Origin of the sequence: Enterococcus sp. AZ104, from assembly GCF_050546705.1 — a bacterium.
GTDB lineage: Bacteria > Bacillota > Bacilli > Lactobacillales > Enterococcaceae > Enterococcus > Enterococcus faecalis.
On the sequence record NZ_CP172952.1, the window covers coordinates 304,135 to 330,981 of the forward strand.

Consider the following 26,847-nt stretch of genomic DNA (forward strand, 5'->3'; position numbering starts at 1 on the left):
TAAATAAAAATAGGAAAGAGTGAGGCAAATGAGTAGTCAGATTCCTTTTACAGTTGATCATGTGGGAAGTTTTTTACGTCCGGAAACAATTAAGAAAGCACGGAAAAAGGTCCAAGCAGGTGCTTTATCTCAAGCAGAGCTACGTCTTATTGAAGATGAGGAAATCAAAGCATTAGTAGCAAAACAAAAAGCTGGCGGTTTACGGGGAATCACAGATGGTGAATTTCGTCGCGGTTTTTGGCATATTGATTTCTTAGAAGGATTAAATGGTGTGACAGGCTATATCCCAGAAACGGGGTATAACCAAACCTTTCATGGAAAAGCAGCTCCGGCCTATAATATCCGCGTAGTGGATAAAATATCTTTTCCTGCGCAACATCCATTTTTAGAGGACTTTTCATTTTTAAAAGAGGTGGTGGAAGTTGGTGATGGCACGGTAGCCAAAGCAACGATCCCTAGTCCGACCATGATTTTACGTCAAGAAATTTTATCTAACGATGGCACCTCGCACATTCAAACAATTTATCCAGAGATTGGTGCTTTTTATAAGGATTTAGCACAAACATATAAAGATGCAATTGCGACCTTTTACGAGAGAGGTTGCCGTTATTTGCAATTTGATGATACAAATTGGGCGTTTCTAGCGGATCAGACAAAACAAGAAGAATTACGAGCAAAAGGAATACAGCCAGAGGAAATTGCACAAGTGTGCACCACGATTATTAATGAAGCCTTAGCTGGCAAGCCAGAAGATTTAACTGTAACCACACACATTTGCCGTGGGAACCATGCTTCGTCTTGGTTATTTTCAGGTGGTTATGAACCGATAGCAAAAGAATTATTTGCTACGAATTATGATGGTTTCTTCTTGGAATATGACTCAGATCGTGCAGGGGACTTTTCACCATTAAGACATTGGCAAAATAATGGCAGCAAAGTCGTTTTAGGTTTAGTTACTTCTAAGTTTCCTGAATTAGAAGAGACTGAACAAGTGAAAGCACGAATTGAAGAAGCCCAACAGTTTGTTCCTTTAGAAAACTTAAGTATTAGTCCGCAATGCGGTTTTGCTTCGACGGAAGAAGGAAATCGTTTGACGGAGAAAGAACAATGGCGCAAAGTTCAATTACTTCAAGAAATTGCTAGAGAAGTATGGTAAAAAAACTGGGACATAAGTCTAAACGGCTTATGTCCCAGTTTTTTCATTGTATTATTTTAAATATTGATCTTTAGTAAAATTCGTGTGTTCATACTCGCCGTTGTCACCATAAAAGCGGTTATAGCGTTGTTTGAATTTGCGGAATAAATAAATGACTGTCACTTTAACTAGGCAATACATTGGAATCCCAAAAATAACGCCCATTAAACCAAACAGTTCACCCATAACTAACAAGACAAGTAAAATAGTAATCGGATGGACTTTTAATTTATCGCCCATCACACGAGGAATAACAAAATCACCATGAATCAATTGGATGGCAAACCAGACGATAACAAATTTAACTACCATAAATGTGGAATCCTGAAAGGCAATAATCAATCCAGGAATAAAGGCAATAAATGGCCCGATATAAGGAATAATACATAAAATACCCGCAGCTAAAGCTAAAATGCTACCAAATTGTAAACCAATTAATAGAAAAGCTGGCCAATACATAATCCCTAAAACCAACGAAGCAATGACTTGACCTTTTAGATAATCGCCAATTTGAATGTTGGCAATTTGGCTATATTCATCAAAATCAGGACGAAAAGCTGGGGGAATGATGCCTTTTACAAAGCGATAAAACTTTTCTTTGTCTTTTAAAAGGAAAAAGGCGATGATAGGTCCTGTAAACAAGGTTAGGAAAGTAGAAGAGACTGCAGAAAAGACGCTTCCCAGACCTTGTGCGCCTGTTTGTAGGTAATCCCCTGCAAAGTCTTTAAAGGAGTTTGCAAGTTTGCCCCAGAGCTGATTAATCGACTCATTAGCAGATTCTAAATCTTTTGCAAAAGGTGTTTTAGCCATAAATTCTTGTACTGTTTGGAGCGTGCTTTTCCAAAAACTTGGGAATTGTTTGATTAATTCTTCCGTTTGGTCTTGGATAATTGGGAAAAGTTGCAGTCCAGCTAACACTAGTAATGCAATAATTAAGACATAGAGAATCGCAATCGCCCAAACACGGGGAATTTTTTTCTCAAGGCGTTTCACCATTGGATTAAGCAAATAAAATAGAATAATACCAAAAAGTACCGGGCCTAAGACGGCACTAAAAATAACAAAAATTGGTTTAAAGATAAATGAAACAGTGTTGAATAAAAAGATAGTTACAGCAATTAGACAAAGGATAGTTAATGTGTAAAGTAAATTTTTCCCACCTAAAAAGCGGATCCACTTGGTACTTTCTTTATCCATAAGTTGCTCCTTTCGTTAAGCTTTATTTCTAAAATGACCAATAATTTCAATGACACCCATGAAAATCAGGATAAATCCAAAGACTTGCATCAAAACTAAGAGACTTTTGAAGGGGTTGAAAACTAAAACAGCTCCAGCGATTAAAACCAGAATACTGTAGATAAGCGCGCCGGTTTGACGAGTATTTAAAGCAAAAGTCAATTGAACGAGGCCGTTTATAACGATACTAATCCCTAATAAAAACGGCAGAATCGAAACAATCACCGGTGCAAAAAATAAAAAGGCTACTGCTAAGACGACAAAGATTAAACCTGTTACGAAACCAAGTCCCCAGCTACCCGTTTGTTTTTTTATTTTGTAGTCATCATAAATATTAATTAACCCTAAAAGCATCAAATAACCAGCAATTAAATAACCGACAAACTGGAAGAAAGCACCGGGATTAAAGACAATGGCACTTCCGATAACGATAAAGACGGCGTCGCGCAATAGGGTATGGCGCCGAAAATTTTCTCTAAAAGTTTGGAACATAAAAATCCTCCTCAATGTTATTGTTTCTTTTATTCTAGCGGAAAAAAGAAAAAAGTGCGAGTGGTAGCTCTAAAAAGTGTTGGAAACTGTGTCTTTAGAAAAAATAACATTAAAAATTAAAAAAGTCTTACAAATGAGCGAAAATTGGCATATAATGGAAAGTGAAATTTTATTTTAAGAAGGAGAGATTTGATGGATTTATTACCTTTATTAGGCGTATTGATCGTCATTGTCGGCTTCGCATTGAAATTTGATGCTATCTTGATTGTGATGGTTGCTTTAATAGTGACGGCTTTTACTGGCGGGCTTGGTTTGACATCGATGCTAGAAACACTAGGAACAACCTTTGTGAATAATCGAGGCATGGCTATCTTTATTATTATTATGTTAGCAACAGGAACTTTAGAAAGAAATGGCTTGAAAGAGTCAGCAGCTACGTTGATTAAACGATTCAAAAAGGTATCTGCTGGTGTGATTATTGACATTTATGGTGTCTTTCGGATTATCTTCGCCGCTTTTAACGTAAGTTTCGGTGGGGTAGCAGGTTTTGTGCGTCCGATTATTTTGCCAATGGCGTTAGGAACAATTGAATCAAAAAATTTACCAATGGTGCCAGAGTATGAAGAAGAACTAAAAGGGATGGCTTCAGCCATGGAAAATATCTGTTGGTTCTTTGGTCAAGTTCTGTTTGTTGGTGGGGCTGGGGCATTGCTTGTTCAATCAACATTGAAAGATTTAGGCTATGAAGTGACATTAGGTAAATTGGCTTTAGTGGAAGTACCAGTCGCCTTAGTTGCCTTAATTTCGGCAAGTATTTACTTTACTTTAAAAGAAAAAAGATTACGTAAAAAATATTATGGACAGGAGGGACTGAAATGAGTTTTTTCACAGATCCAAGTATTGATTTGAGTGCAAAGTTATTGGAAGTCCTTTATATTTTTATGGGGATTATCTTGTTATATACAAGTTTTCGTAGTTTTCGTGATAAAACCAATCAACATGCGTATGGGACTAGTTTATTCTGGGGGATTTTAGGGATCTTAATCGGTTTTGGTCGGTTTATCCCACCAGTTGCCTGTGGCGTACTTATTTTTGTGATGACAATTCCGGCAATTCTTCAAAAAGTGACAAAAGGAGAAAGTCGCTTACCTTCGAAAGAATACATGGAAAAAATGTCTCAAAAATTAGGAATGAAGATTTTTATTCCCGCACTAAGTATCGGGGTTTTCGCAATTCTTTTTGCCACATTGACTACTTTAGGAGCTTTAGTCGGTGTCGGTGTTGGTGTCTTTGTAGCGATTTTCATCATGATGTTCTTTTCTAAAAATAATACGCCGAAAGTATTTTTTGATGATGCGGCGGAAATGTTAGAAACAGTCGGTCCTCTTAGTACGTTGCCAATGCTATTAGCTTGTTTAGGTGCTGTTTTTACTAGCGCTGGTGTTGGTGAGATTATTTCAAAAGGAGTTAGTGCCGTAGTACCAGCAGGAAATGTCAATGTAGGGATTATTATTTATGCTGTGGGAATGGTTATTTTTACGGCTATCATGGGCAATGCCTTTGCAGCAATAACCGTGATGACAGTCGGAATTGGTGTGCCGTTTGTCTTTTCTTTAGGTGCAGATCCCGCATTAGTTGGGATGGTTGCCTTAACATGTGGTTTTTGTGGTACACTGTTAACACCGATGGCTGCGAACTTTAATATCGTACCTGTAGCCATGTTGGAAATGAAAGATAAGTACGGCGTCATTAAAAATCAATTGCCGATTGCACTTTTCATGTTAATTTTCCAAATTGTTTATATGATTCTATTCAAATAAGAAAGGATGATCGAAATGAAAGTTGTCGTTACTGGCTTTGATCCATTTGGAGGAGAAGCAATCAATCCTGCCTTTGAAGCAGTCAAAAAATTACCTGCTGAAATTGCAGGAGCTGAAATTATTAAAGTTGAGGTGCCAACTGTTTTTGGCACTAGTGGTGAAAAAGTGGCTGAAGCAATTGAAACCCATCAACCAGATATGGTGATTTGTGTTGGACAAGCAGGCGGCCGTCAAACAGTCACTGTTGAAAAAGTGGCGATTAATTTAGCGGAAGCGCGTATCCCGGATAATGCAGGACAACAACCAAGCGATGTGCCGCTGGTTGAAGATGGAGCAACAGCCTATTTTACAAATTTACCGATTAAAGCGATGGTAAAAAATTGTCATGACCATCAATTACCTGCAGCGATTTCTTATACAGCAGGAACCTTTGTATGTAATGACATTATGTATCACTTACTACACTTAATTAACACTAAATATCCAACTATTCGTGGCGGATTTATTCATGTTCCGTTCCTACCAGAACAAACAATTGATAAACCAACGTTTGCTTCTATGTCATTAGAAGCAATCACAGATTCTTTGTTCTATATGATTGAAGCAGCAGTAAAAACGCAAGAAGATATTCAACTACAAGGTGGCACAACCCATTAATTAACAGGCGCTTTCGTGAGAACGGAAGCGCTTTTCTATTTTTACAAAAAGAAAAAGTAATTTTTGTTGGCGTGTGAAAAAATTTTTTATACTATTTTCGTTGACAAGTCGGTTTCTTCTTGGTATATTGAGATTCATAAATTATTAGCCCAGTAGGAAATAGATGTTTTGTTCAGAAAGTCGATGGTTGCTGCGAATCGATCAAGTCTATTTGTGAATTACACTAATAAGTAGTAACAATTACATAATACATAAGCGAGAAGCAAGTAAGCTTCTAATTAAGGTGGTACCGCGGAGAGATTCGTCCTTATTCTTTAAGGATGAATCTCTCTTTTTATGTAGCTTTAGGAGGCGTTTTCAATGAGTTGTGGAGGGGTTATTCGTTATCATAAGATCCTTTAATGTCAGAGTATTCAGAAAAAAGATTAGAGGAGAGTAACGAAATGAAAGAAAAACAGAAAAAGAAGACCGTGAGTGTTCGAGAAGCAAGTATCGTATTATTAATTATTGTGGCAGCTATTGCAACAGGAGTAATTGGCTTAAAGATATCGCCAAATATTACTATTTTGTTTGTGATTGCATTGATTTTAGGCTACGCAATGTTTCGTAAAGTACCATTTGATCAAATGCATAAAGGGATTGTTGATGGCTTGAAGCCAGGGATTATTCCAATTTTTATTTTCATTTTAGTGGGTGCATTGATTGCCGTTTGGATTCAAGCTGGAATTATTCCAACGATTATGGTTTTTGGTTTTAAAATGATTAGTGTTAAATGGTTTGTGCCGTCAGTTTTTATTGTCTGTGCGATTGTCGGCAGTGCAGTAGGTAGTGCTTTTACAGTGATGTCAACAATTGGAATTGCCTTTTTCGGTATTGGCAGTACCTTAGGGTTAAATCCTGCTTTAGTTGTGGGTGCGATTGTTTCTGGTTCAGTTTTTGGTGATAAAATGTCACCTTTATCAGAATCAACAAACTTAGCCGCAGCGATTGTTGAAGCGGATTTGTTTAAACATATAAAAAACTTGATGTGGTCGACTGTACCAGCATTTATCGTCTCTTTAATCTTGTTTATGATTTTAGGACAAACGTACGCGAATACTAGTCTGACAGAAGTAGTTCAAGTTATTCAAGTATTGGAAGACCACTTTACCATTTCAATTTGGTCATTGTTACCATTAGCCTTAATGTTAATCTGTGCCTGGCGCAAAATTCCAGCGATTATCACGATTTTGTTGAACATTATTGTGGCAGTAATTATGATTATTATTCAAAATCCGAAAGTATCGTTGCAGGCATTAGGAAACACGTTGGAAAATGGGTTTGTTTCTCAAACGGGGAACGCACAAATTGATCAATTATTAAGTCGTGGCGGGATTATGAGTATGATGCCGACTGTGGCACTTATTATTCTAACGTTGTCTCTAGGTGGCTTATTAATGGAATTAGGATTGATTTCTGCGGTCATGGAAGTTGTTTCGCAGAAAATGAGCAGTACACCGAAATTGATTTTATCAACGTTATTAACAGGAATTGGCGTAAATATTTTTATTGGTGAACAATTCCTATCGGTTATTTTACCAGGGAATGCCTTTAAAGAAGTTTACAAAAAAGAAGGTTTGGATCCGACTGTTTTAGGCAGAACCTTGGAGGATGGTGGGACGGTCATTAACTACCTCATTCCTTGGGGGATTGCAGGTAGCTTCGTAGCGGGGACCTTTGGCGTACCAACGTTGACTTACTTACCATTTGTTTTCTTTAGCTTATTATCGCCTGTCTTCTCAATGGTCAGTGCGTTTACTGGTTTAGGGATTAAGCGGTTATCAGCAGAACCTGTTACCGAAAAATAGATTGATTAAAATAGAACAGTTGATGGGGAATACTGTAGTTTCTCTCTGTCAATTGTTCTATTTTTCTTGTAAAAAAAAGGTTGCATTTTTAGAAAGAAACAGTTATAGTTGACTAGTCAATTGTTGACGAGTCATCTTTTTGAGGAGGAAACTATGTCGTTATCATTACGGGAAGTCAGCCAATTATTATGTCAGTTAAAGGTATTAGATCAAAAAATTACCAAAGTTTTTGAAGAGCAAGTTGGCTTGAGTTTGACTCGTTATGAGTTGCTGATGATTTTAAAAGAACGTCAGCCGTGTCTTCAAACGGAGATTCAAGAACACTTAAAAATCGATAGTGGTGCGGTCACTCGCCATTTGAAAATTTTAGAAGAGAAACAGTATGTGACACGACAGCGAAATCCAGAAAATAATCGGGAAGTGCTAGTGCATTTAACAGAAAAAGCACAACAAGAACTACAGCAATGTACAGCCAAGCAACAAACGGTAACAGAAATTATTCCCAGTACATTTACAAAGGACGACTGTCGCCAGTTAAAAGAACTTTTGACAAAACTAGATCAAAGCATTACAACGAAAGAGGTATGATAGAATGACAACATATACAACGAATGATTTTTCAGAGATTGTTTTTGGCCGCAAATCGGTTCGGGTGTACGATGAAACCCATAAAATTTCTCATGAAGAAATGTTAACAATGATTCAAGAAGCGACCACTGCCCCTTCTTCTGTTAACATGCAGCCATGGCGTTTTGTCGTAGTGGAAAGTGAAGCAGGCAAAGAAAAATTAAAACCCTTAATTCGCTTTAATACGCGTCAAAATGAAACATCTTCTGCAATGCTCTTAATTTTTGGTGATCTAAACTGCCATGAACGAGGAGAGGAAATTTACAATCAAGCTTATGCTAGTGGTAAAATGCCTAAGGAAGTGCGGGACCAACAATTAGCAGTCATTATTCCCCATTATGAAAGTTTAAGCAGAGAACAAATGAATGACATCGTAAAAATTGATGCGAGTTTAGCAGCTATGCAATTTATGTTAGTGGCCCGAGCTCACGGATATGAAACAAATCCAATCGGTGGTTTTGAAGCGGAAAAATTAGCCGAAACATTTGGTTTAGATCAAGAGCGCTATGTCCCAGTAATGATTTTATCTGTGGGTAAGGGCATGGAAACTGGTTATGAATCTGTTCGTTTAGCACCAGAAAAAATCACGACATTTGAATAGGCAATAAAAAATGACGGCGTACGCTTGCATCAATCAACGATCTTAAAGAAAGTTGGCTAATGCAACAGCGATGCCGTCATTGTCGTTGGATAAAGTGACTTCCGTTGCGATGCTTTTAAGCTCGTCAACAGCGTTTTCCATAGCAATCCCTGTGCCGGCCCATTCCAACATTGTATAGTCGTTGTGACCATCACCAAAAGCAATTACTTCTTCAGCAGTTATGCCTAACTGTAGGGTTAGTTTTTCTAAAGAACGCGCTTTATCAATATTTTTGGCGGTAAATTCAAAATAGAAAGGAGCGGAAAAAGCAGCGGTGACGGTTTCTTTGAAAGGCGCGTAGATGGCCTCATGATATTTTTGTAAATAGGCGGGTTCACCAGCAATTAAAATTTTGTTCAAGGGAAAGTTTAGTCTGGCGGCTAAATCATGCCACTCACATAATTGAAAGTTGCCGCCCCGTGATTCATATTCAATAATATTAAAATCACCAGTCTCTAAATGTAAGGTGTTATGAAAAACATCATTGACATACATAAATGTTTCATCATTAATCATTGGAATTACGTCAAATTGTTTCAAATGCTCTAAAATTTGTTGACTCAATGACTTTGAAATTGTCTGATTAAATAGTTGTTGCTGACTGCCATGATGGGTGACACAAGCGCCGTTATAGGAAAGTAAGTGTCCATTATAATGAGCCATCTCCAATTCATCTGCTAAGGGCCGCATACCGTTAGTCGGGCGGCCAGAAGCCAAAATCAGTGAGAGGCCTTGCTTTTGTGCAGCTACTAGTGCTTGTCGCGTTTTTGGTGAAATCTTTTTTTCTGAAGTTAACAAGGTACCATCAATATCCATTACAATTGCTTTGATTGCCATAATTGGCCTCCAATCCGAAGAGTTTCTTTCTTTTAGTATAAAAGTTTTTTCTATTAATGTAAACGGATTCTCTTGTGAGGTGTATAAAAGAATTATTTTACAAAAATCTATACTATTTTTTTGTGAAATTTCATATAATAGAAGTATTCTAATTATCTACATAGAGAGCGAGGGACAAGGAATATGAAGGAAAAAGAAATGCATTCGCTCTTTTTTAAACATAAGTTTGTGAAAGTAACTCCCTATTTACGTCGTTTTGGTCATCGTTTGAGTGGGATGATTATGCCAAATTTGAGTATTTTTATTGCGTGGAGCTTATTGTCTTTGGTGGCTGGCTATACGACTGGAAATCTACGGCTAGCTCTTTCTGAAGTCGAAACGATAATGATTCGAGTTGTTTTACCGATTTTAATTGGTTTTACAGGCGGAAAAATGTTCGAGGAACAACGTGGCGGCGTCGTTGCTGCTATTGCGACAGTGGGCGTGATTGTTTCCACAGATGTTCCACAGTTGTTTGGTGCCATGTTTATTGGACCTTTAGCAGGATATACTTTCGCCAAAATTGAACAAATTCTCTTGCCGAAAGTTAAAGAAGGCTATGAGATGCTGACTAAAAACTTTTTAGCAGGAATTGTGGGAGGACTGCTTTGCTGTTTTGGTATTCTGGTTGTAGCTCCTGCTGTTGAAAGTGCTAGTTTTTGGCTGTATCAATTTTCTTCTTGGTTAATTGAAGCCAATCTTTTACCATTGGTTCACGTTTTCTTAGAACCCTTAAAAGTGTTATTTTTTAATAATGCGATTAACCATGGCTTATTAACGCCTCTAGGTTTAGAAGGTGCTAGTCAAACAGGTCAGTCCATTTTATTTCTATTGGAAACAAACCCTGGACCAGGCGTGGGCGTTTTGGTTGCTTTTCTGCTGTTTGGTCCTGTAGGACAACGAAAAACAGCAGGAGGCGCCACCATGATTCAATTGATTGGGGGCATTCATGAAATTTATTTTCCGTTTGTTTTGATGGATCCGCGCTTATTTTTAGCAGTAATTGCTGGAGGAATGAGTGGTACGCTTGTTTTTCAAATATTTAATGTGGGGCTAAGTGCTCCAGCTTCGCCAGGTTCATTGGTTGCGATTTTAGCCAATGCCCCGACTGAGGCAAGGCTGGCGGTTTTTAGTGGAATTTTTGTTAGCTTTCTGTGCTCTTTAGCAATAGCAAGCTTGTTATTAAAACGTCAACGAGGAATTGAACCAGTTTCAATGATAAAGATGAAGGAGGAAGACCAAGTGGAAACAGTCACACCTAACTATCAGCAAATTTTATTTGTTTGTGATGCAGGAATGGGCTCAAGTGCCATGGGGGCTAGTTTGCTAAGCCGACAATTAAAAGCTGTGAACTTGGAGATGCCTGTGACTTACCAGTCCGTTCATCAGATGAAGTGGCAGCCTAAGACATTAGTGGTCATTCAAGCAGAATTGAAACAGTTAGCACAAAAGTACGTCCCAGAAAAGGATATGGTGAGTGTTCAAAATTTTTTAGAAATTAAATCCTATTACCCGCAAGTTTTAGCCAAACTGACTGCTTCTTCTCAAGAGCAATCTTCACTTGGTTCAGAGGCTACTGAAACGAACCCGATCAAACAAAGACAGAAGCTTGTTTTTTTATATGCCGAGAATGTTCGAGGATCGCAAACAATGGGAATGGAATTATTGCGGCAACAAGCGGCGAAACGAGGAGTCGCGATTGAAGTATCTAAAGAACCACTGGAAACAGTCTTTTTTACCAAGGAGACAACCTACGTAGTGACTCGTGAACTGGCGCAAGCCTATCATTTAGATCTAACGCAACAAAATTTATACGTAGTTACTAGTTTTTTGAATAAGAAAGAGTATCAAGAATGGCTGGAAGGAGGAGCTGATAGATGTTTTTAACGACAAGAGAAACTGTTCTATTAACGGAATTAGTGAATAGTCCCACCCCCGTTTCAGTAAACCGCATGATGAATTTGTTAAAGGTTAGCCGCCGGACGGTATATCGTGAATTAGAAAATTTAGAAACCTCGCTAGCATCGATGGGCGCGACGTTGGAAAAAGTAGCTCGTGGGCGCTTTTCGATTCAAGCAGATGAAGCAGCGATGACGGAAATTCAGGCTGCTATTTTAGGAGAAGAGACACAGGAACTTTCTACTTTGGCGCGGCAACATGCGATTTTATTGACATTACTTCAAACAAAAGAGCCAGTCTCTATGCATTATTTTCTGGAAACGTATTGTATTAGTAATACGACTTTTTATGCCGATATTAAACAATTAGAAACACGGATTGCTCGGATTCCGTTGACGATTTCTCGGAATCAAGGTTATGAAGTGACTGGTTCTGAAAAATATCGCCGTCTTCTAATGGCGAATATTCTAAGCATGGAAATTAATGAGTACCAATTTTTTCATTTTACCGAATTAACGACAAACGACCATTTTTTCTTTCAGTTTATTCATGCAGAACATTTAGCATTTGCACAAAAAATTGTTCAGCCAGAAGTAGAAACTTTATTTCCAGCATTAAGTGATCGTAAATTACAACATTTGATTTTAATGTTAACAATTGCGATGGATCGGGTCACTGCAGGTTTTTATTTAGCTGATGAGACCTATACTGGGCAGATGAATAAGGCCTTTCTAAATTGTTCTAAACGACTTTTTTCAAAAGTCGCTGCTGAAACGAAACAACTATACGCTGTCAGTGAGATTGTTTTTTTTGCTAGCTTATTAAGTGATTTTTCTAATTCTTTTGATGAAGATTTTTTTGATGAACATTTTGACACTCAGCTGGCTTATGAAGTGAAACAACTGATTGAAGCAGTAAGTCAAGAAACGGAAGTTAATTTTTTCGAAGATACCAATTTGTATAAAATGTTGTTGACGCATTTATCAGGTGTTTTTTCTCGGGCGGTTTTACAAGAAGAAGATTTAACGAATCCCATTTTAGAACGGATTATGAATCAATATCAAGAAATAGCTGCGGCTTTACGCCAAGCGTTGCCGCAAATTTTTCCGCAAAAGAATTTATCGGAAGAGGAAATTGCCTACATGGTACTTCATTTTGCTAATTCTTTAGAACGGAGTCCCAAAATTATGGAAGTTGATATTGCTGGTTTTTCTCCTAGCGGTTTGGCTTCGACAAGTATGCTAGAAATGCGATTACGGCGCTACTTTCCTTTTATCAACCAGATTCATTTTTTTCGGATTGCGGATTTAGGTAAGGTGAATGTTGAGGAAAACTATGACTTAGTGATTTCCACTTCGTTATTACCAGGATACAATGGTAAATATAAATTGATCTCACCGTTACTTTTAGACGATGAAATCCGCCAATTGAAAGAAGAGTTTAAGCGGATTAGTCACGAAAAACGCTCGCTTAGGAAAGCGCCTGTGAAAAAAATAGGTGGCGAAGAAAGCTACGAAACAGTGGTCGCTTTCATGGAAGAAATTAGTAAACTATTAGAAACATTTTTCATAGCAGATTTAAATAATCAAGCGGATTTAGCAGAAACCGTTCAACAAGCTCTCGCGCAACTTTCCGCAGATTTAATCACCGATAGTGCAATCGTCTGTCAGCAATTGATGAAACGTTACGAGCAAGCGCCTATTGGGATTCCTCAGACGGAAATGGCCTTATTCCATACCTCAAGTACAGCAGTGACACAGCCTGTTTTTTGTATTTTTAATCTGGCCCAGCCACTTATGATTGAAGGGATGGATAAAAAGCCGATGCAGTTACAACGTATGTTACTCATGCTAGCGCCGATGCCGATTGATGAAACAATCGGGAAAATTTTAGGAAAAATCAGTGGTGCGATTATTATGAATGATTTAAATACAGAAATTTTTCATTCAGGAAATGAAGCCATTGTTTATCAGTTGCTTTCGTCATTATTAATTGAAGAAATGAAAGGCTAGGTGTTGAGAGATGTTTGAAATTACAGCGGAGCAAATAATGTTGAATCAATCGTATGCTAGTTGGGAGGAAGCACTTGCAGCTTCTGGTGAATTACTGCTAAAAAATCAGTTGGTCACGCCTGACTATGTCAAAGCAATGTATCAACGTCAACAAAAAGTCAGTGTGTATATCGGTAACTTCGTGGCATTGCCTCATGCGGAAGGACAAGATGAACAAGTTTTAAAAGAAGGGATTTGCTTTATTCAAGTGCCTGATGGGGTCAACTTTGGTACGGAAGCAGATCGAAAAATAGCTACTTTGTTATTTGTCGTTGCTCTAAAAAGTCAACGGCAACTAAGCATGCTTCAAGAATTAGCTTTTTTCTGTTCAGATCTCGAAAACATTCAGCGGCTCAGTGATTGTCGAACAATAGATGAAGCGCAAAAAATTCTGGCTCAAGCCTAAAGTTACGTCTGAAAAAAATTGGTAGTAAAAAATCAATTCATTCTGAAATGTTCAATAATTATTGAAATAATTTTATAATAAAAATTGAAATATTTTTATTTAAGAGATTAAACAAAAAAGATAAGAAGATTCCTTGACAAAAAATAGGCCCTATGATAAATTTAAAGTAACTTGTGACAAAGTCGTGCATGGATGCACTAAAAAGACACCCTATTGTGGTAGGGTGTCTTTTTTTGCTGTTTAGACAGCAGCGGTTGGAAGCAACTTGTTTATTCCTCGTTCTGTTTTTCCAACCAAATGGTTACAAGTTTCAGGACAATCCCGACAAAAATCGGCACAAGAATTTTTGTGACAATCTCGTATATGTGATGCACCTCCTTTCGAGGCAAGTCGCCAATTTGAGTATAGCATAAAAAGTTGTTCGTTTATTATTGAAATTATTATAAATGGAATAAACACGTGTTTTCTGGTTTTCGTAACTAGAGAACACGTGCTTTTTTCTTTCAACTTTTGGCACAATGGTTTGTGCCAAAGTACGACTTTTTTCAGCTTTGGAAAGCGGATACAATTTAGTCAACAAGAAAAGTTACTTGAGAGAAGGGGAATAAAAATGGAACAAGTACCAGAAAAAAATAAAGTATCAATTAAAGCAAAAGTCCAAAGACTTGGCAGTACCTTATCTAGCATGGTGATGCCCAATATCGGGGCGTTGATTGCGTGGGGCGTTTTGACAGCGCTATTTATCCCAGATGGATATCTGCCAAATAAAGCCTTTGCCACGATGGTTGGCCCAATGTTGACCTATTTAATTCCATTATTAATTGGCTACACTGGTGGGAAAGTAATTGCAGGTGATCGCGGTGCCGTAGTTGGCGCAATTGCGACAATGGGCGTGATTGTGGGAACCGATATTCCGATGATGCTAGGTGCCATGATTATGGGTCCACTTGGTGGCTTTACAATTAAGAAATTTGATCAGTATTTCCAACATCGGATTAAAGCTGGTTTTGAAATGTTAGTAAACAATTTTTCAGCTGGATTAATTGGTTTTGCGTTAGCTTTACTTGGTTTTTCAGCGATTGGCCCAATTGTCGATGCGCTGACTGCTGCAATGGCACGTGGTGTGGAAATCATTTTAAATGCTCATTTGATTCCATTAACGAGTATTTTTATTGAACCGGCAAAAGTGCTCTTTTTAAACAATGCGATTAATCATGGCATTTTAACACCCCTAGGGACAGAACAAGTCTTATCGGCTGGCAAATCAATTCTTTTCCTATTAGAAGCAAACCCTGGTCCTGGGTTAGGTGTCTTATTAGCATTTATGTTTTTTGGAAAAGGTGCGGCAAAATCTTCTGCGCCGGGAGCAATAATTATTCATTTCCTTGGTGGTATCCACGAAATTTACTTCCCATATGTAATGATGAAACCGTTATTATTCTTATCGGTTATTGCAGGTGGCGCGACAGGTAGTTTGGTTTTCCAAACGTTAGATGCTGGTTTACGTGCGCCCGCTTCACCAGGCTCCATTATAGCTATTTTAGCGATGACACCAATGGGTTCTTACTTACCAGTTATTTTAGGTGTTTTGGCAGCAACTGCTGTTTCCTTTGCAGTATCCGCAGTCATTTTAAAAGCAGATGCGAAAGAAGAAAGTGATGAATTTGCCCAAAAAGTGAAAGAAACCCAAGCTGCTAAAGCAGCATCAAAAGGATTAACTGTCACAAATGGTAGTGCTTCATTGTCAGGAATTCAACAAATTATTTTTGCTTGTGATGCTGGGATGGGCTCTAGTGCAATGGGTGCGTCTATCTTACGGAAAAAGGTCCAAGAGGCTGGTTTAGTACAAACTGTGACGAATCGGGCCATTAATAATTTGACCGATGAGGGAAATACATTGATTGTCACACAAGCGGAATTGCAAGAACGGGCCAAACAGAAAGCACCTAATGCAACCTTTGTAGCAGTTGAAAACTTCTTGAACTCACCACGTTATGATGAAATTGTGGCTGAACTATCAGGTACCAAAGAAAAAAACGACGCACAACCAACAGCCTTCAAAGCAACACCTGCTTCTGAAATTGAGGGAGATTTAGCAAATGTCAATGAAATTCTTTTGGTTCACGATGACCGTGTCGGGTCAGCAACGATGGGAATGAAAGTCTTAGAAGAAATTTTAGATAAAGAGAAAATTTCAATGCCGATTCGAAAAATTAATATTAATGAATTAACTCAACAAACACAGGCTTTAATTGTCACAAAAGCTGAACTAACGGAACAAGCCCGTAAAAAAGCACCGAAAGCGACACACTTATCAGTAAAAAGTATGGTTAATCCCCAAAAATATGAAACAGTGGTTTCGCTCTTAAAAGAAAGTGCCTAGAGAGGAAGAAAACAATGGAAAATCTTACGAATATTTCAATTGAATTAAATCAACAGTTTAATACAAAAGAAGAAGCTATTCGCTTTTGCGGCGAAAAACTAGTCGAGGCAGGCTGTGTTGAGCCCGCTTATATTGAAGCAATGATTGAAAGAGACCAATTGCTATCTGTTTATATGGGGAATTTTATTGCCATTCCTCATGGAACAGAAGAAGCCAAAAAATTAGTGAAAAAATCAGGAATCTGTGTAGTGCAAGTCCCAGAGGGCGTTAATTTTGGCACCGAAGAAGATGAAAAAATTGCTACCGTATTATTTGGGATTGCCGGAGTCGGTGAAGAACATTTGCAATTAGTCCAACAAATTGCACTTTATTGTAGTGATATGGATAACGTGGTGCAGCTTGCCGACGCATTAAGTAAAGAAGAAATAACAGAAAATTTAGCCATTGCTTAAAGGAGAGAATAAGAATGAACGCAGTACATTTTGGAGCAGGAAATATTGGACGCGGCTTTATCGGCGAAATTTTAGCTAAAAACGGGTTTCATATTACGTTTGTGGATGTTAATGAAACCATCATTCAAGCGTTAAAAGAACGTAAAAGTTATACAATTGAATTGGCCGATGCCTCACATCAACAAATTAACGTTGAAAATGTGACCGGGTTAAATAACATGACAGAACCAGAAAAAGTAGTAGAAGCAATTGCGGAAGCCGATTTAGTCACGACGGCAATTGGTCCCAATATTTTACCAAGAATTGCTGAATTAATTGCTCAAGGAATTGATGCACGTGCCGAAGCAAATTGTCAAAAGCCGCTGGATATTATCGCTTGTGAAAATATGATTGGTGGTTCAACCTTTTTAGCAGAAGAAGTGGCCAAATATTTGAAAAACCCAGCTTATGCTGAACAATGGATTGGTTTTCCTGATGCGGCGGTTGATCGGATTGTTCCATTACAAAAACATGAAGATCCACTTTTTGTTCAAGTTGAGCCTTTTTGTGAATGGGTCATTGATGATACCAACCGAAAAGCCAAAGAGATTCAGTTAGAAGGCGTTCATTACGTTGCTGATTTAGAGCCGTATATTGAACGAAAATTATTTAGTGTAAACACTGGCCATGCTACAGTTGCCTATACAGGGGCGTTGTTAGGCTATCAAACCATTGACGAAGCGATGCAGGACGCCTTAGTAGTAGCACAACTCAAATCAGTTTTGCAGGAAACCGGTAAACTTTTAGTGGCCAAATGGAATTTTGATGAACAAGAACATGCAGCCTATATTGAAAAAATTATTCAACGTTTCCAAAATAAATATATTTCAGATGCTATTACACGTGTAGCACGGACACCAATCAGAAAATTAGGTGCGCAAGAACGGTTTATTCGACCAATCCGTGAATTACAGGAACGCAATCTAGTGTCGCCGCATTTATTAGCAATGATTGGTATTGTCTTTAATTATCATGATCCAGAAGATGAACAAAGCCGTCAATTACAGGAAATGCTTGACCAAGAAAGTGTTGATACAGTGATCGCTGAAGTAACGGGCATTGAAGATCCAGAAACGGTTAAAAATATTAAACAAAACGTAGAACGCTATGCGCGACCACAAGTAGCATAATAACAAAATCCTTCTACCAAGATACTTCACATTTCTTAATTAAAGAAAAAAACAACCGCTCACTGATTAAAGTGAGGGGTTGTTTTTTACATATTGACTAAGTGGTTTTTGATAAAGCTCTCCTTTGAAGGCACCTGTATTGAAGTATTCAGCTAATTGGTAACCAATGAATGGGCCAGTAGTGAGTCCTGATGAACCAAGTCCGCTAGCAACCACAAGGTGGGGCATTTCTGGCAAAGGACCAAAAAACGGAGCGAAATCAGATGTATAAGCACGTGTACCAACGCGGTAATGCATGGGTTGCTTAAAAAGCTGATCTGCTTCTTTTAGAAATGGCGCAGTCCCAGAAGTTAGTTGTTGAAAAGCGCTAACAGTCTCTTCTAAATCCCAGGCTTGTTCATTTTCGTGGGTGGCACCTAATAAAATTTTTCCTTGATTAAAAGGAATTAAATCGGCTTCGCCATCTAACATAGCAACAGGCCATTGCTGACTGTTTGTAAAAGGGGTCTCGAAAACTAATAATTGTCCTTTTTGGGGACGAATGTCCACAGATAAATTTAAAGTAGCGAGTAATTCCTTTAAATGAGGACCAGGTGTTAAAGCGAGAAAATCAACGCTCTTTTTTTCTGAATTTGTGACAATTTCCCACCCTTGATTCAGTTGTCGAAAGTGCGCCCGTTGTGAGCAAAAAGTGACCCCTTTAGCTTCGGCGCGTTTCTGAAGATGGTTTAGATAAGCTGGTCCATCTAGGCGACCGCCGCCAGAAATAAAAAGTGAGGGAGTTTCCTTAAGTAGCGGTAAGAACTTCGCTGTTTGAACCGCTGACAACATCGTGATTTCTCCAATTTCAGGTGCAGTTTGCTTACGCTCTTCTGCCAAATGGGCTAAGTCTGCCAAAGCGGCTGCCGGGCGCAAAATGACTGTCCCTGATTGACGATAAATATCCTCCGTCAGCTGAAAATCTTTGACTAGCTTTGGAAATAGGGCAGCGCCCTCTCGCGCTAATTGGTACCATTTCTTATTCCGACGTTTGGATAGCCAAGGGGAAATAATCCCAGCGCTCGCTTTAGTCGCTTGGCCGAGCCCTTCATCATAAACGGTAATGTCAAATTTTTGTGGATCTAAATAATTAGCTAACGTCATTCCGATAATGCCGCCGCCAATAATGGCAATTTTTTTCATGCTTCTTCTCTCCTTCGAACAGTTGTATTGTAACACAAAAAAACCGCCTCTAGACAGAGACGATTGGGAGATAACTTGTTAACGGGTCCTTCTGTGTGTGTAAATAGAATTGCCGCCTTCTAAAACGTGAACAATTTCTTGTGCCATTTCTGCCACAGGCACGGGATCATAGCCAATAAATAAGTTCTTTAAAAAGGGGATTTTCTTAAAAAAATAAATACATTTACTAAAAAGTATGGTGCCGGTACGTTCTTGACCTACAAGTAAACTAGGATAAAAAATTACTGCTTCGGCGACTTCTTGGTGGATTAGTTCCTCCGCTGCCAATTTGGCATCCATATATTTTCTCAAAGGGAAAGGAACAGTATTGGCTGAAATAAATAAAAACTTAGCTGGCTTTTTTTGTTGTGCTAAAAAAGAGCTGATTTTTTTCACTGGCGTCAGAATTAGCCGTTGATAGGTTTTCTTTTTTCGTGGATTTTCAAATAAAATACCTACTGTATCAATGACCCAGTCAGCACGCTGGACTTGTTCTTGCCAATTCGTGTCACGAGTAACATCGGAGCATACCCACTGCACTTGGTGGCTCCAAGATGCGGAGAGCGTGGCAGGCTTTCCATGACGTGAAACACTGATGACTTGATGTTGGCGTTGGACTAAAATTTTCGCGATTTGTTGACCTAAAAAACCGCTACCGCCAAAAATAATGACTTTCATGGCAAGCCCTCACTTTCAATTGTTTCTTCTAGTGTACCTTAAATAAAAAAAGAAGCAAAAAATCTCGATTGCGCATAGTTTAGTTATAAATAACATAAAAATAACCTTTTTAGATTGTTGAAACACAAAGACCCAACAATGGTTATTTATTGTCGTGAAATAAATAAAAAAATGAACAAAAATGAAATAAATCAGACTAAAGGCCTAGAGAAATGCCCTTGTTTCTTGAATTCAAGCATGGTTAAATAGTTATAAGTGAACGACCGAGCAATTTAGTTTGTTGGGGAAAATAGACAGAATGAGGAGATGAAACGAAGAAAATGAAGAAGAAAACGATAATTATATTGGGGGCAGTTGCGGTAATTGCGGTTGGGGGCATCGTAACTGTGAATGCGTTAAATAAAAATGCACAACAAGTAGCTGTCAAGCAAGCGCCTAAAGATGACTGGGGAATTGACTATTTTGACGTTCCCGACTTGCAACAAATTTATATTAACGGTGTCATCCAACCGGAACAAATGGAAGCCTTTGCGCGTGATCAAAAAATAACAAAGGATCCAGAGATTAAGGTGAAAAACGGCGATGTCGTAGATGCAGACACAGAATTATTTACTTATGAAGATGAGGCGGTCACAAAAGAAATTGAGGCACAACAAAATAGCTTAGCCAAATTAGAAACGAAGCGGGCGAATATCTATAATAAGTGGAATCGGGCCATTGATAAATTTAATAAAACTAAAGAAGAAGACCGCACGATATCTGGTGATGATTTAAATGAACAATATCAAACAGAAGTCGATGCGGTAGATGAAGAGATTACCTTTACCAATGAAACCTTAGCGGATTTAGGAGCGAAGCAATATATTTCCACAAAGGCTAATTTCAAAGGTCGCGTATCAATTCCAGAAGTAAAAGATGCCAATTCACCGATTTTACGGTTAACTTCAGAAGATCTTTATTTAGCTGGAAAAGTGAATGAAAAGGACTTGACTAAAATTAGTGTTGGGCAAAAAGCTAAACTAACTTCTGTTTCCAACGATGTGGTTGTGGATGGCTCAATTTCTTACATCGATGATAATCCTCCTGAAGGCAACAGCGATGCCGCGAGTGGCAATCCAGAGGGCGGCACGACGATGTCTAGTTATAGCGTCAAAATTGCGTTGGCCAATTTAGACAAAGTTAAAAATGGCTACCATATGCAAGCAACCATTGATTTAGGCGATTTAGGGGCGATTGAGTTACCGAAAAAAGCGATTCAAAAAGAGGGTGAACAGGCCTACGTTTTAGTGAATGATTTTGGAACCATCATTCGTCGTGATGTCCAAGTCGGGCAAGAAAATGGCGACAAAATGGCGATTGAATCTGGCTTAGAATCAGCCGACCGAGTGGTTATTTCTTCAAAAAAACCAGTAAAAGTCGGTGATATTGTTGAATCAGATGCAGCGATTGCTTCTGATGAATCAGCAACCAACGAATCAATGACAGATGCGTCGAAATAGGAGGGCTTGATGGTGGAAGCAAACAATACAAATCAACCCCTCATTGAATTGCGGGACATTAACAAGTTCTATCCAGTAGGTAAGGAAAAACTACATGTTTTAAAAGAATTGAACTTGACCATCCATCAAGGAGAGTTCATTTTAATTATGGGGAAGTCCGGTAGCGGTAAGACAACGCTGATGAACATTATTGGTTTCTTGGATCGCTTAACAGACGGAAGCTATCATTTTTCAGGAACAGATGTTTCAAAATTGTCTGAAAATAAAAAATCAGCCTTTCGCAATGAATATCTAGGATTTATTTTTCAACAATTTTTCTTGATTAATTCTTTAAATGTTAGTCAAAATGTTCAATTGCCCTGTGTTTATGAAGGGAAAAAAAGCCGCGCTGAGAAAAAAGCGATTGCTGAAAAATACCTAAAAATTGTCGGTTTGGAAACAAAAGCCAAATCAAAAGTTACTGAACTTTCTGGAGGACAGCAACAAAGAGTAGCCATTGCTCGTTCCTTGGTGAATGATCCATTATTGATTATGGCTGATGAACCGACTGGGGCATTGGATAGTGAAACGGGTACAGAAATTATGGAATTATTGAAAGAATTGAATGAACAGGGCAAAACAATTGTCATGGTGACACATGATGAAGATATGAAAAAATATGCCTCACGAGTGATTCATATGAAAGATGGTCGCTTTTTGGAAGAAGAGGTGATTAGATGATTGCTAATTTATTTGTTAGTACTTTTTTAAGCTTAAAGGCACATAAGTTGCGGGTATTTTTAACGATGGTCGGGATTATTATTGGGATTACATCAGTCGTAACGATTTCTGCGCTAGGTGAAGGGATGAAACGTCAAGTTGTGAAGGCATCCAGTGCAGTGAACGCGGATGTTTTGAAGATTCATTATACAATGTCGGATGGTAGCAGTGACAATTTTATGTCCTATGAAGAGCCAGATTATACGTTTAGCCGAGTGGACTTGAAAAAATTACAAGACATTCAAGGAATTGAAAGTATTTATCCTCAATATGGTGAATCAATGATGGGGGGCGGAGACAATTTGTTTGTACCAATGGATTATTTTGGGGCGCAAGCAAATTTATCCATTACGTCGACTAAAGGGCAGAATGATATTTTATATGGTCGTGATTTTCAACCGAGCGATGCAAATACAGATGCGATTGTCTTAAATCATGATATCTTTGAAACGCAAATTCGGCTTGATGATCCTAGCCAACTCATTGGAAAAGCTGTTTCAATTGGTGGTTATATGTACAAGGTGATTGGTATTTTAGCACTAAAAGATTTAGATAGTTTGGGTATGAACGATGATTGGGCAACTGCTATGAGCAGTTTTGTTTCTCGAGAATCATACAATAAATTAGCAAAAACAAAAGCAATTAGTGGCATCAATATTAAGGTTCGTGAGGGAGCGGACCGTGAAGCAATTTTAGGACAGGCAATCACCATTTTAAGTGAAAATCATCCTGAAGTGAAAGGAACGTTTAAAGAAAACGACCAAGACCAACAACTCCAACAACAAATGGAAGAAATGGTCACGGGTATGACAATGTTTCTGATGGCAATTACTGCAATCTCCCTATTAGTCGGGGGAATTGGCGTCATGAACATCATGTACGTGTCTGTCACGGAACGGAAACGAGAAATCGGGATTCGCCGGGCCATTGGTGCTAAACCACGAGTCATTTTATTCCAATTTTTAATGGAAGCAGCGTTTATCACATTGATTGGTGGTTTGATTGGTGTCGGCTGCGGCTACTTATTGGCAACTGTGGTCGGTGGGTATATTTCGATTACGCCAATTATTACGCCGTCCATCTTTGCCATTTCAACATTGGTTTCTGTCTTCACAGGTATCTTTTTCGGGATTATTCCAGCAATTGGTGCTTCGAGGATGGATCCGATTAAAGCGATTTATAATTAAAAAGATATATTTTTGGTTTTTTCTAAACAGTTCAAATAATCTGAAATTAGATTGTTTGTTAAAAGATTGAATGATATGCTTTTGTTGTGCATGGTCACAATGGAAGCATATTGTTTTAATAGGAGGAGAGAAAATGAAAAAAACGGTTAGACTGTTGTTGGTTGGTTATGTAGAATGGACTGTGGAAGAAAGGTATCAAAGCTGTCTAGGGAATAATATAGTGAGTATAAGACAATTGTTTAAAAAAGTTCAGGCGCCAATTACATATAGAAATACAACGAAAATATGAAAAAAATAGTAGCAGGATTTCTTAGTTTGATTAGTATTGGAATAATGTTATTTGTTGTAAAAGACAAATTGATAGAAGAAAAAAAGCAATCTTTTGTTGTGCAAGAAGAAACAGATTTTTATGTATTATCAACCCAAGCGATTTATTCATTCATGTTTTCTGAAAATGACATCAAAAAACATAAGCGAAGTCGTGTGGATCTACCAGAGATTGTCCCAACAGGGTTTTCAAAAGGAAGATTACAATCCCATTATTTACTATTTTCAACAGGTGATCTTTTGAGCAGCACTAAGGATGAATTTATAGTGAGTGTTGATTTTTTTAAAGGAGAACTTTTGAAAAGAAAGACAGAAAAATATCCTTATACTGGTACGGGTTATAGCTCCAACTATTTTTATACTGTTCAAGCAGAGCGTTTATATTCTTTCGATACTGAAGGGAATCCAGTTAGTTCATACGTGTTTAATGAATCTACAACACCAGTTACGCAATTTTCAGGAACACAAAATAAGCTATATGTCGTCGCTAGTCAGGAAGCCAAGGAAAAACAACTTTATGAGAATACGTTGTTCATTTTTAAAGAAGGAGAAAATTTGACATTAACAGACGAAATATTTTTAGATACAAACCCAGAGTATGTTTATGGTTTTACTTCTTCTGTGATTGTAAATAATCAAATTTACTTGCCGATAACGGCTCATAGAAACCGAGTAAGTTATGAAAATGTGCCAGATAATCGAATTATGCAAATGGGTTTAGATGCTAAAAATCAACGTTTTATTCAATTGACAGAGAATTTTCCTAACCTAATTTACAAAAGTAGAACGTCCGAATATTTGATTATTGATCACGAGCCAAATGCATTAGGGAAAGTGGGGCTGTCAATTGTTAATCTTGCTACGGAAGAAAGTTATTTTTTAAATATTAATGGACAGTTAAAGACGGAAGAATTAGAAGAATCTATGATTTATAGTGTAAATACAACGAAAGATAATCAGTTGTTGGTTTTAGCTGGTCAGACGCTTCTCAGATATGATTTGGTGACAGGAAATTTGCTTTCGGAAACAAAAGTTCTTGAAAAAGAAGAACAAGGTATTTATATTTGGGTTAATCATTAAAAAAGAAGGACCGCCTGATAAGTTTCTCAGGCAGTCCTTTTTTTATTTCATGTCACTAAGAATTTTCTGAATCAATTCTTGTTGAAACTCTTTGGTATATTGTTCGGTGAGTTTCGCTTGTTCTTCTTGGGACATTGATGGATTCGCCATCATAGCAGCCATCATTTTTTTGCCAACTGTTTCAGTCCCTTCTTTTTTGATATCAGCGGCATGTTGTTCCATATATTCACCTAATTTTTTGGCTTGATCAGCACTTAAAACTAGCCAGTCACTAGCAATGTTGAAGGTGTTTTCTTGTTTTGCAAATTGGTTATCGTTGTCAGCAAGGCCAAATAGTGTTTTGGCCCAGGACTCTTGATAGGACCATTTCGTCGTTTTTTGGACTAATGTGGATTTTTGAGCATCTTTTTGAACTGTGTTTGTGACGTTTTCCGTTCCTGTTTTTTGTAGTTTCTTTTTATCTGGTGTGTTATATAAATAAACTTTTTCGGAACCATCGCCCAACGGCTGGTACAATAACATGTTGGGGCCATCTTTGCTTGAACTACTGCTTTTTAGTTCAAACGTTTTGTCCTGAGTAACTTCGGTCATACCAAAATGATCTTTATCGTTTAAAACGATAAGACTTAACGAAGCTAAGAACCCTAAACCAAAAATAACCATACAGCATTTATGCCAAACTTTTCGGCCAAATACATTTGTGTAGGCAAAGCCTAACACGCAAAGGATTAAAAGGAAAATAATCATTATTTCATTGCACCTACTTCCTTAACAGGCATCGCTTCTTTTTTATTTAAGAAGAAAGTAATCGCCAAGCCGAGAACGCCAAAGATTGTTGCCACGAAGAAGGCTGCGTGATAACCGTTTAGTGTTGCGTTTGTTGCTTGGTCGCGATAAGTGAGTGGGGCTGTTTTTAATAAGTCCGATGCAGGTAAGCCGTCTTTGGTAACATTTGTTAAAACACTAATCAAAACAGCTGTTCCAATTGAGCTGGCTACTTGTCGGAAGGTGTTGTTTACAGCAGTTCCGTGACTTAATAAATTCATTGGTAAAGCATTCATGCCAGAAGTTGTCACAGGCATCATGACCATCGAAATACCAAACATCCGAATCGCATATAGGACAATGATATAAATAATAGGTGTTGCTTTTGTTAAGAAAGCAAACGGTAACGTTGCAGCTGTTAAAATAAACATCCCAGTAATCGCAAGACGACGGGCACCAATTTTATCAAAAATGCGACCCGTTACTGGCATCATAAGTCCCATGACTAACGCTCCTGGTAAAAGCATTAACCCTGAATGGAAGGCAGATTCACCACGAATATTTTGGATATACAAAGGTAAAACCATTTCGGCGCCAATCATTGCCATGTTGGTTACGCCAGATAAAATGGCCGCAACAGTAAAGACTTTTGATTTAAAAACGCGTAGTTCTAAGAAAGGTTGTTCTAAATGCAATTGTCGATATGTAAAAAGACATAAAACAATCGCACCAACAATTAAGAATCCATAGACTTGTGGGCTACCCCAACCTTTATCACCAACGCTTGAGAAGCCGTAAAGTAAGCTACCAAAGCCGAGAGTAGAAAGAATGACCGATAAGACATCGATACTTGGATTAGATAATTGAATGACATTTTTCATTAAAAATGAAGCTAAAATTAGGACTAAAACGACAATTGGAATGACCATCCCAAAAAGGTCACGCCATGTATAAGAATCAATAATCCAACCAGATAATGTTGGACCTAAAGCGGGTGCTAATCCGATAACAATTCCCGTTGTGCCCATGGCAGCGCCACGTTTTTCAGGCGGGAAAATTGAAAGCATAATTGTTTGTAAAAGAGGCATAGATACACCGACCCCTGCGGCTTGAACAAGACGTCCAGTCAATAACATGCCGAAGTCTTGCGCTACAAAACAGATGATGGTTCCGATTAAGAACGTTGACATCGCTGTTATGTATAATTTTTTTGAACTAAATTTGTTAATCAACCAAGCACTGATGGGAATCATAATGCCGTTCACAAGTAGGAATCCAGTGGTTAGCCACTGTACACTTGAAGCTGAGATATCAAATTCTTTCATTAATGTAGGTAAGGCCGTCGTTAAAAGTGTTTGGTTTAAAATCGTACAAAATGTTCCGATTAGTAAAACGCCGACTAGTAACGACCGGTTATAAGGTTTTCCGTGAATATCCACAGGTTGTTGTGAAGTCACATATATCGCTCCTTTTTCTGTAAGTTTCAAATTAAATTGCATTAACTACTTTACAACTAATTAGAATCTTTGTCAACTTACTTGACAAAGGTGTAAAAAAAACTACAATTAAGGAAAGGATAAG

At 38.1% G+C, this 26,847-nt stretch carries 25 protein-coding genes and 1 other annotated feature; of the genes, 17 read left to right on the forward strand and 8 right to left on the reverse strand.

Annotation, left to right across the window (positions count from 1 at the left end; all coding sequences use genetic code 11):
• Nucleotides 1-28: 28 nt before the first annotated feature.
• Nucleotides 29-1,156 carry a 5-methyltetrahydropteroyltriglutamate--homocysteine S-methyltransferase gene (locus IGJ37_RS01565; RefSeq protein ID WP_010820625.1) on the forward strand — a complete coding sequence of 376 codons (1,128 nt, stop codon included), beginning with the start codon at nucleotides 29-31 and terminating at the stop codon, nucleotides 1,154-1,156.
• A gap of 51 nt (nucleotides 1,157-1,207) precedes the next feature.
• Here IGJ37_RS01565 and IGJ37_RS01570 read toward each other — a convergent pair whose 3' ends face one another.
• Nucleotides 1,208-2,392 carry an AI-2E family transporter gene (locus IGJ37_RS01570; RefSeq protein ID WP_002355262.1) on the reverse strand — a complete coding sequence of 395 codons (1,185 nt, stop codon included), beginning with the start codon at nucleotides 2,390-2,392 and terminating at the stop codon, nucleotides 1,208-1,210.
• Between the two features lie 15 nt (nucleotides 2,393-2,407).
• Nucleotides 2,408-2,923 carry an HdeD family acid-resistance protein gene (locus IGJ37_RS01575; protein ID WP_002381189.1) on the reverse strand — a complete coding sequence of 172 codons (516 nt, stop codon included), beginning with the start codon at nucleotides 2,921-2,923 and terminating at the stop codon, nucleotides 2,408-2,410.
• 192 nt (nucleotides 2,924-3,115) lie between these two features.
• Between IGJ37_RS01575 and IGJ37_RS01580 the strand changes: the two genes are divergently transcribed.
• The 6 genes from IGJ37_RS01580 to IGJ37_RS01605 all read left to right on the forward strand — a co-directional run bounded on the left by IGJ37_RS01580 (nucleotide 3,116) and on the right by IGJ37_RS01605 (nucleotide 8,475).
• Complete coding sequence (locus IGJ37_RS01580) at nucleotides 3,116-3,802, forward strand: DUF969 domain-containing protein (RefSeq protein ID WP_002355265.1); 687 nt, start codon at nucleotides 3,116-3,118, stop codon at nucleotides 3,800-3,802.
• Complete coding sequence (locus tag IGJ37_RS01585) at nucleotides 3,799-4,743, forward strand: DUF979 domain-containing protein (protein WP_002355267.1); 945 nt, start codon at nucleotides 3,799-3,801, stop codon at nucleotides 4,741-4,743. Before IGJ37_RS01580 ends, IGJ37_RS01585 begins: the two co-directional genes overlap by 4 nt.
• A 15-nt stretch (nucleotides 4,744-4,758) precedes the next feature.
• A complete protein-coding gene (pcp, locus tag IGJ37_RS01590) occupies nucleotides 4,759-5,400 on the forward strand; it encodes a pyroglutamyl-peptidase I (RefSeq protein WP_002355269.1) in 642 nt (213 codons plus the stop codon).
• Between the two features lie 136 nt (nucleotides 5,401-5,536).
• Nucleotides 5,537-5,712, forward strand: a binding site (T-box leader).
• An 89-nt stretch (nucleotides 5,713-5,801) separates the two neighbouring features.
• Nucleotides 5,802-7,247, forward strand: a complete 1,446-nt coding sequence (gene nhaC, locus IGJ37_RS01595) for a Na+/H+ antiporter NhaC (RefSeq protein WP_002383673.1) — start codon at nucleotides 5,802-5,804, stop codon at nucleotides 7,245-7,247.
• Between the two features lie 153 nt (nucleotides 7,248-7,400).
• Complete coding sequence (locus IGJ37_RS01600) at nucleotides 7,401-7,835, forward strand: MarR family winged helix-turn-helix transcriptional regulator (protein WP_002362972.1); 435 nt, start codon at nucleotides 7,401-7,403, stop codon at nucleotides 7,833-7,835.
• A gap of 4 nt (nucleotides 7,836-7,839) precedes the next feature.
• Nucleotides 7,840-8,475, forward strand: coding sequence for a nitroreductase family protein (locus IGJ37_RS01605; RefSeq protein ID WP_325814923.1), 636 nt, complete (start codon nucleotides 7,840-7,842; stop codon nucleotides 8,473-8,475).
• 42 nt (nucleotides 8,476-8,517) lie between these two features.
• Here the strand turns inward: IGJ37_RS01605 and IGJ37_RS01610 are convergent, their stop codons facing one another.
• Nucleotides 8,518-9,351: a Cof-type HAD-IIB family hydrolase gene (locus IGJ37_RS01610; protein ID WP_002355273.1), complete on the reverse strand. Its 834-nt coding sequence runs from the start codon at nucleotides 9,349-9,351 to the stop codon at nucleotides 8,518-8,520.
• A 183-nt stretch (nucleotides 9,352-9,534) separates the two neighbouring features.
• Between IGJ37_RS01610 and IGJ37_RS01615 the strand changes: the two genes are divergently transcribed.
• The 3 genes from IGJ37_RS01615 to IGJ37_RS01625 are packed head-to-tail and all read left to right on the forward strand — an operon-like array spanning nucleotide 9,535 to nucleotide 13,746.
• Complete coding sequence (locus tag IGJ37_RS01615; protein ID WP_325814924.1) at nucleotides 9,535-11,277, forward strand: PTS transporter subunit EIIC; 1,743 nt, start codon at nucleotides 9,535-9,537, stop codon at nucleotides 11,275-11,277.
• Nucleotides 11,268-13,301: a BglG family transcription antiterminator gene (locus tag IGJ37_RS01620; protein ID WP_002361171.1), complete on the forward strand. Its 2,034-nt coding sequence runs from the start codon at nucleotides 11,268-11,270 to the stop codon at nucleotides 13,299-13,301. The genes IGJ37_RS01615 and IGJ37_RS01620 overlap by 10 nt, the downstream gene beginning before the upstream one ends.
• Before the next feature lie 10 nt (nucleotides 13,302-13,311).
• Nucleotides 13,312-13,746: a PTS sugar transporter subunit IIA gene (locus IGJ37_RS01625; RefSeq protein ID WP_002358391.1), complete on the forward strand. Its 435-nt coding sequence runs from the start codon at nucleotides 13,312-13,314 to the stop codon at nucleotides 13,744-13,746.
• A 269-nt stretch (nucleotides 13,747-14,015) separates the two neighbouring features.
• Here the strand turns inward: IGJ37_RS01625 and IGJ37_RS01630 are convergent, their stop codons facing one another.
• A complete protein-coding gene (locus IGJ37_RS01630; RefSeq protein ID WP_157734666.1) occupies nucleotides 14,016-14,120 on the reverse strand; it encodes a type I toxin-antitoxin system Fst family toxin in 105 nt (34 codons plus the stop codon).
• 236 nt (nucleotides 14,121-14,356) lie between these two features.
• Between IGJ37_RS01630 and IGJ37_RS01635 the strand changes: the two genes are divergently transcribed.
• From IGJ37_RS01635 to IGJ37_RS01645, 3 genes are read left to right on the forward strand one after another with little or no spacing between them, the layout of a single operon-like run.
• Nucleotides 14,357-16,129, forward strand: coding sequence for a PTS mannitol-specific transporter subunit IIBC (locus IGJ37_RS01635; protein ID WP_002380023.1), 1,773 nt, complete (start codon nucleotides 14,357-14,359; stop codon nucleotides 16,127-16,129).
• A 14-nt stretch (nucleotides 16,130-16,143) separates the two neighbouring features.
• Complete coding sequence (locus tag IGJ37_RS01640) at nucleotides 16,144-16,581, forward strand: PTS sugar transporter subunit IIA (protein WP_002355279.1); 438 nt, start codon at nucleotides 16,144-16,146, stop codon at nucleotides 16,579-16,581.
• Between the two features lie 14 nt (nucleotides 16,582-16,595).
• The gene (locus tag IGJ37_RS01645; RefSeq protein WP_002355280.1) at nucleotides 16,596-17,750 is read left to right on the forward strand and encodes a mannitol-1-phosphate 5-dehydrogenase; all 1,155 of its coding nucleotides are present in this window, start codon (nucleotides 16,596-16,598) and stop codon (nucleotides 17,748-17,750) included.
• A gap of 66 nt (nucleotides 17,751-17,816) precedes the next feature.
• Here the strand turns inward: IGJ37_RS01645 and IGJ37_RS01650 are convergent, their stop codons facing one another.
• Nucleotides 17,817-18,932, reverse strand: coding sequence for an NAD(P)/FAD-dependent oxidoreductase (locus IGJ37_RS01650; RefSeq protein ID WP_002361174.1), 1,116 nt, complete (start codon nucleotides 18,930-18,932; stop codon nucleotides 17,817-17,819).
• Between the two features lie 78 nt (nucleotides 18,933-19,010).
• Nucleotides 19,011-19,649: an NAD(P)H-binding protein gene (locus IGJ37_RS01655; protein ID WP_002358396.1), complete on the reverse strand. Its 639-nt coding sequence runs from the start codon at nucleotides 19,647-19,649 to the stop codon at nucleotides 19,011-19,013.
• Nucleotides 19,650-19,969: 320 nt separating this feature from the next.
• Here IGJ37_RS01655 and IGJ37_RS01660 point away from each other — a divergent pair, with 320 nt between their 5' ends.
• The 4 genes from IGJ37_RS01660 (at nucleotide 19,970) to IGJ37_RS01675 (ending at nucleotide 24,501) form a co-directional block, all read left to right on the forward strand.
• Complete coding sequence (locus IGJ37_RS01660) at nucleotides 19,970-21,148, forward strand: efflux RND transporter periplasmic adaptor subunit (protein WP_325814925.1); 1,179 nt, start codon at nucleotides 19,970-19,972, stop codon at nucleotides 21,146-21,148.
• A 9-nt stretch (nucleotides 21,149-21,157) separates the two neighbouring features.
• Nucleotides 21,158-21,868 carry an ABC transporter ATP-binding protein gene (locus tag IGJ37_RS01665; RefSeq protein WP_002383683.1) on the forward strand — a complete coding sequence of 237 codons (711 nt, stop codon included), beginning with the start codon at nucleotides 21,158-21,160 and terminating at the stop codon, nucleotides 21,866-21,868.
• A complete protein-coding gene (locus IGJ37_RS01670; RefSeq protein WP_325814927.1) occupies nucleotides 21,865-23,094 on the forward strand; it encodes an ABC transporter permease in 1,230 nt (409 codons plus the stop codon). The genes IGJ37_RS01665 and IGJ37_RS01670 overlap by 4 nt, the downstream gene beginning before the upstream one ends.
• 285 nt (nucleotides 23,095-23,379) lie before the next feature.
• A complete protein-coding gene (locus tag IGJ37_RS01675) occupies nucleotides 23,380-24,501 on the forward strand; it encodes a hypothetical protein (RefSeq protein ID WP_325814928.1) in 1,122 nt (373 codons plus the stop codon).
• A gap of 42 nt (nucleotides 24,502-24,543) precedes the next feature.
• Here IGJ37_RS01675 and IGJ37_RS01680 read toward each other — a convergent pair whose 3' ends face one another.
• Together IGJ37_RS01680 and IGJ37_RS01685 are read right to left on the reverse strand one after the other, a co-directional pair.
• Nucleotides 24,544-25,248 (reverse strand): DUF4811 domain-containing protein, encoded by a 705-nt coding sequence (locus IGJ37_RS01680; protein ID WP_002355291.1) that lies wholly within the window; start codon nucleotides 25,246-25,248, stop codon nucleotides 24,544-24,546.
• Nucleotides 25,248-26,765, reverse strand: a complete 1,518-nt coding sequence (locus IGJ37_RS01685; protein WP_002385351.1) for an MDR family MFS transporter — start codon at nucleotides 26,763-26,765, stop codon at nucleotides 25,248-25,250. The genes IGJ37_RS01680 and IGJ37_RS01685 overlap by 1 nt, the downstream gene beginning before the upstream one ends.
• Nucleotides 26,766-26,847 lie beyond the last annotated feature (82 nt).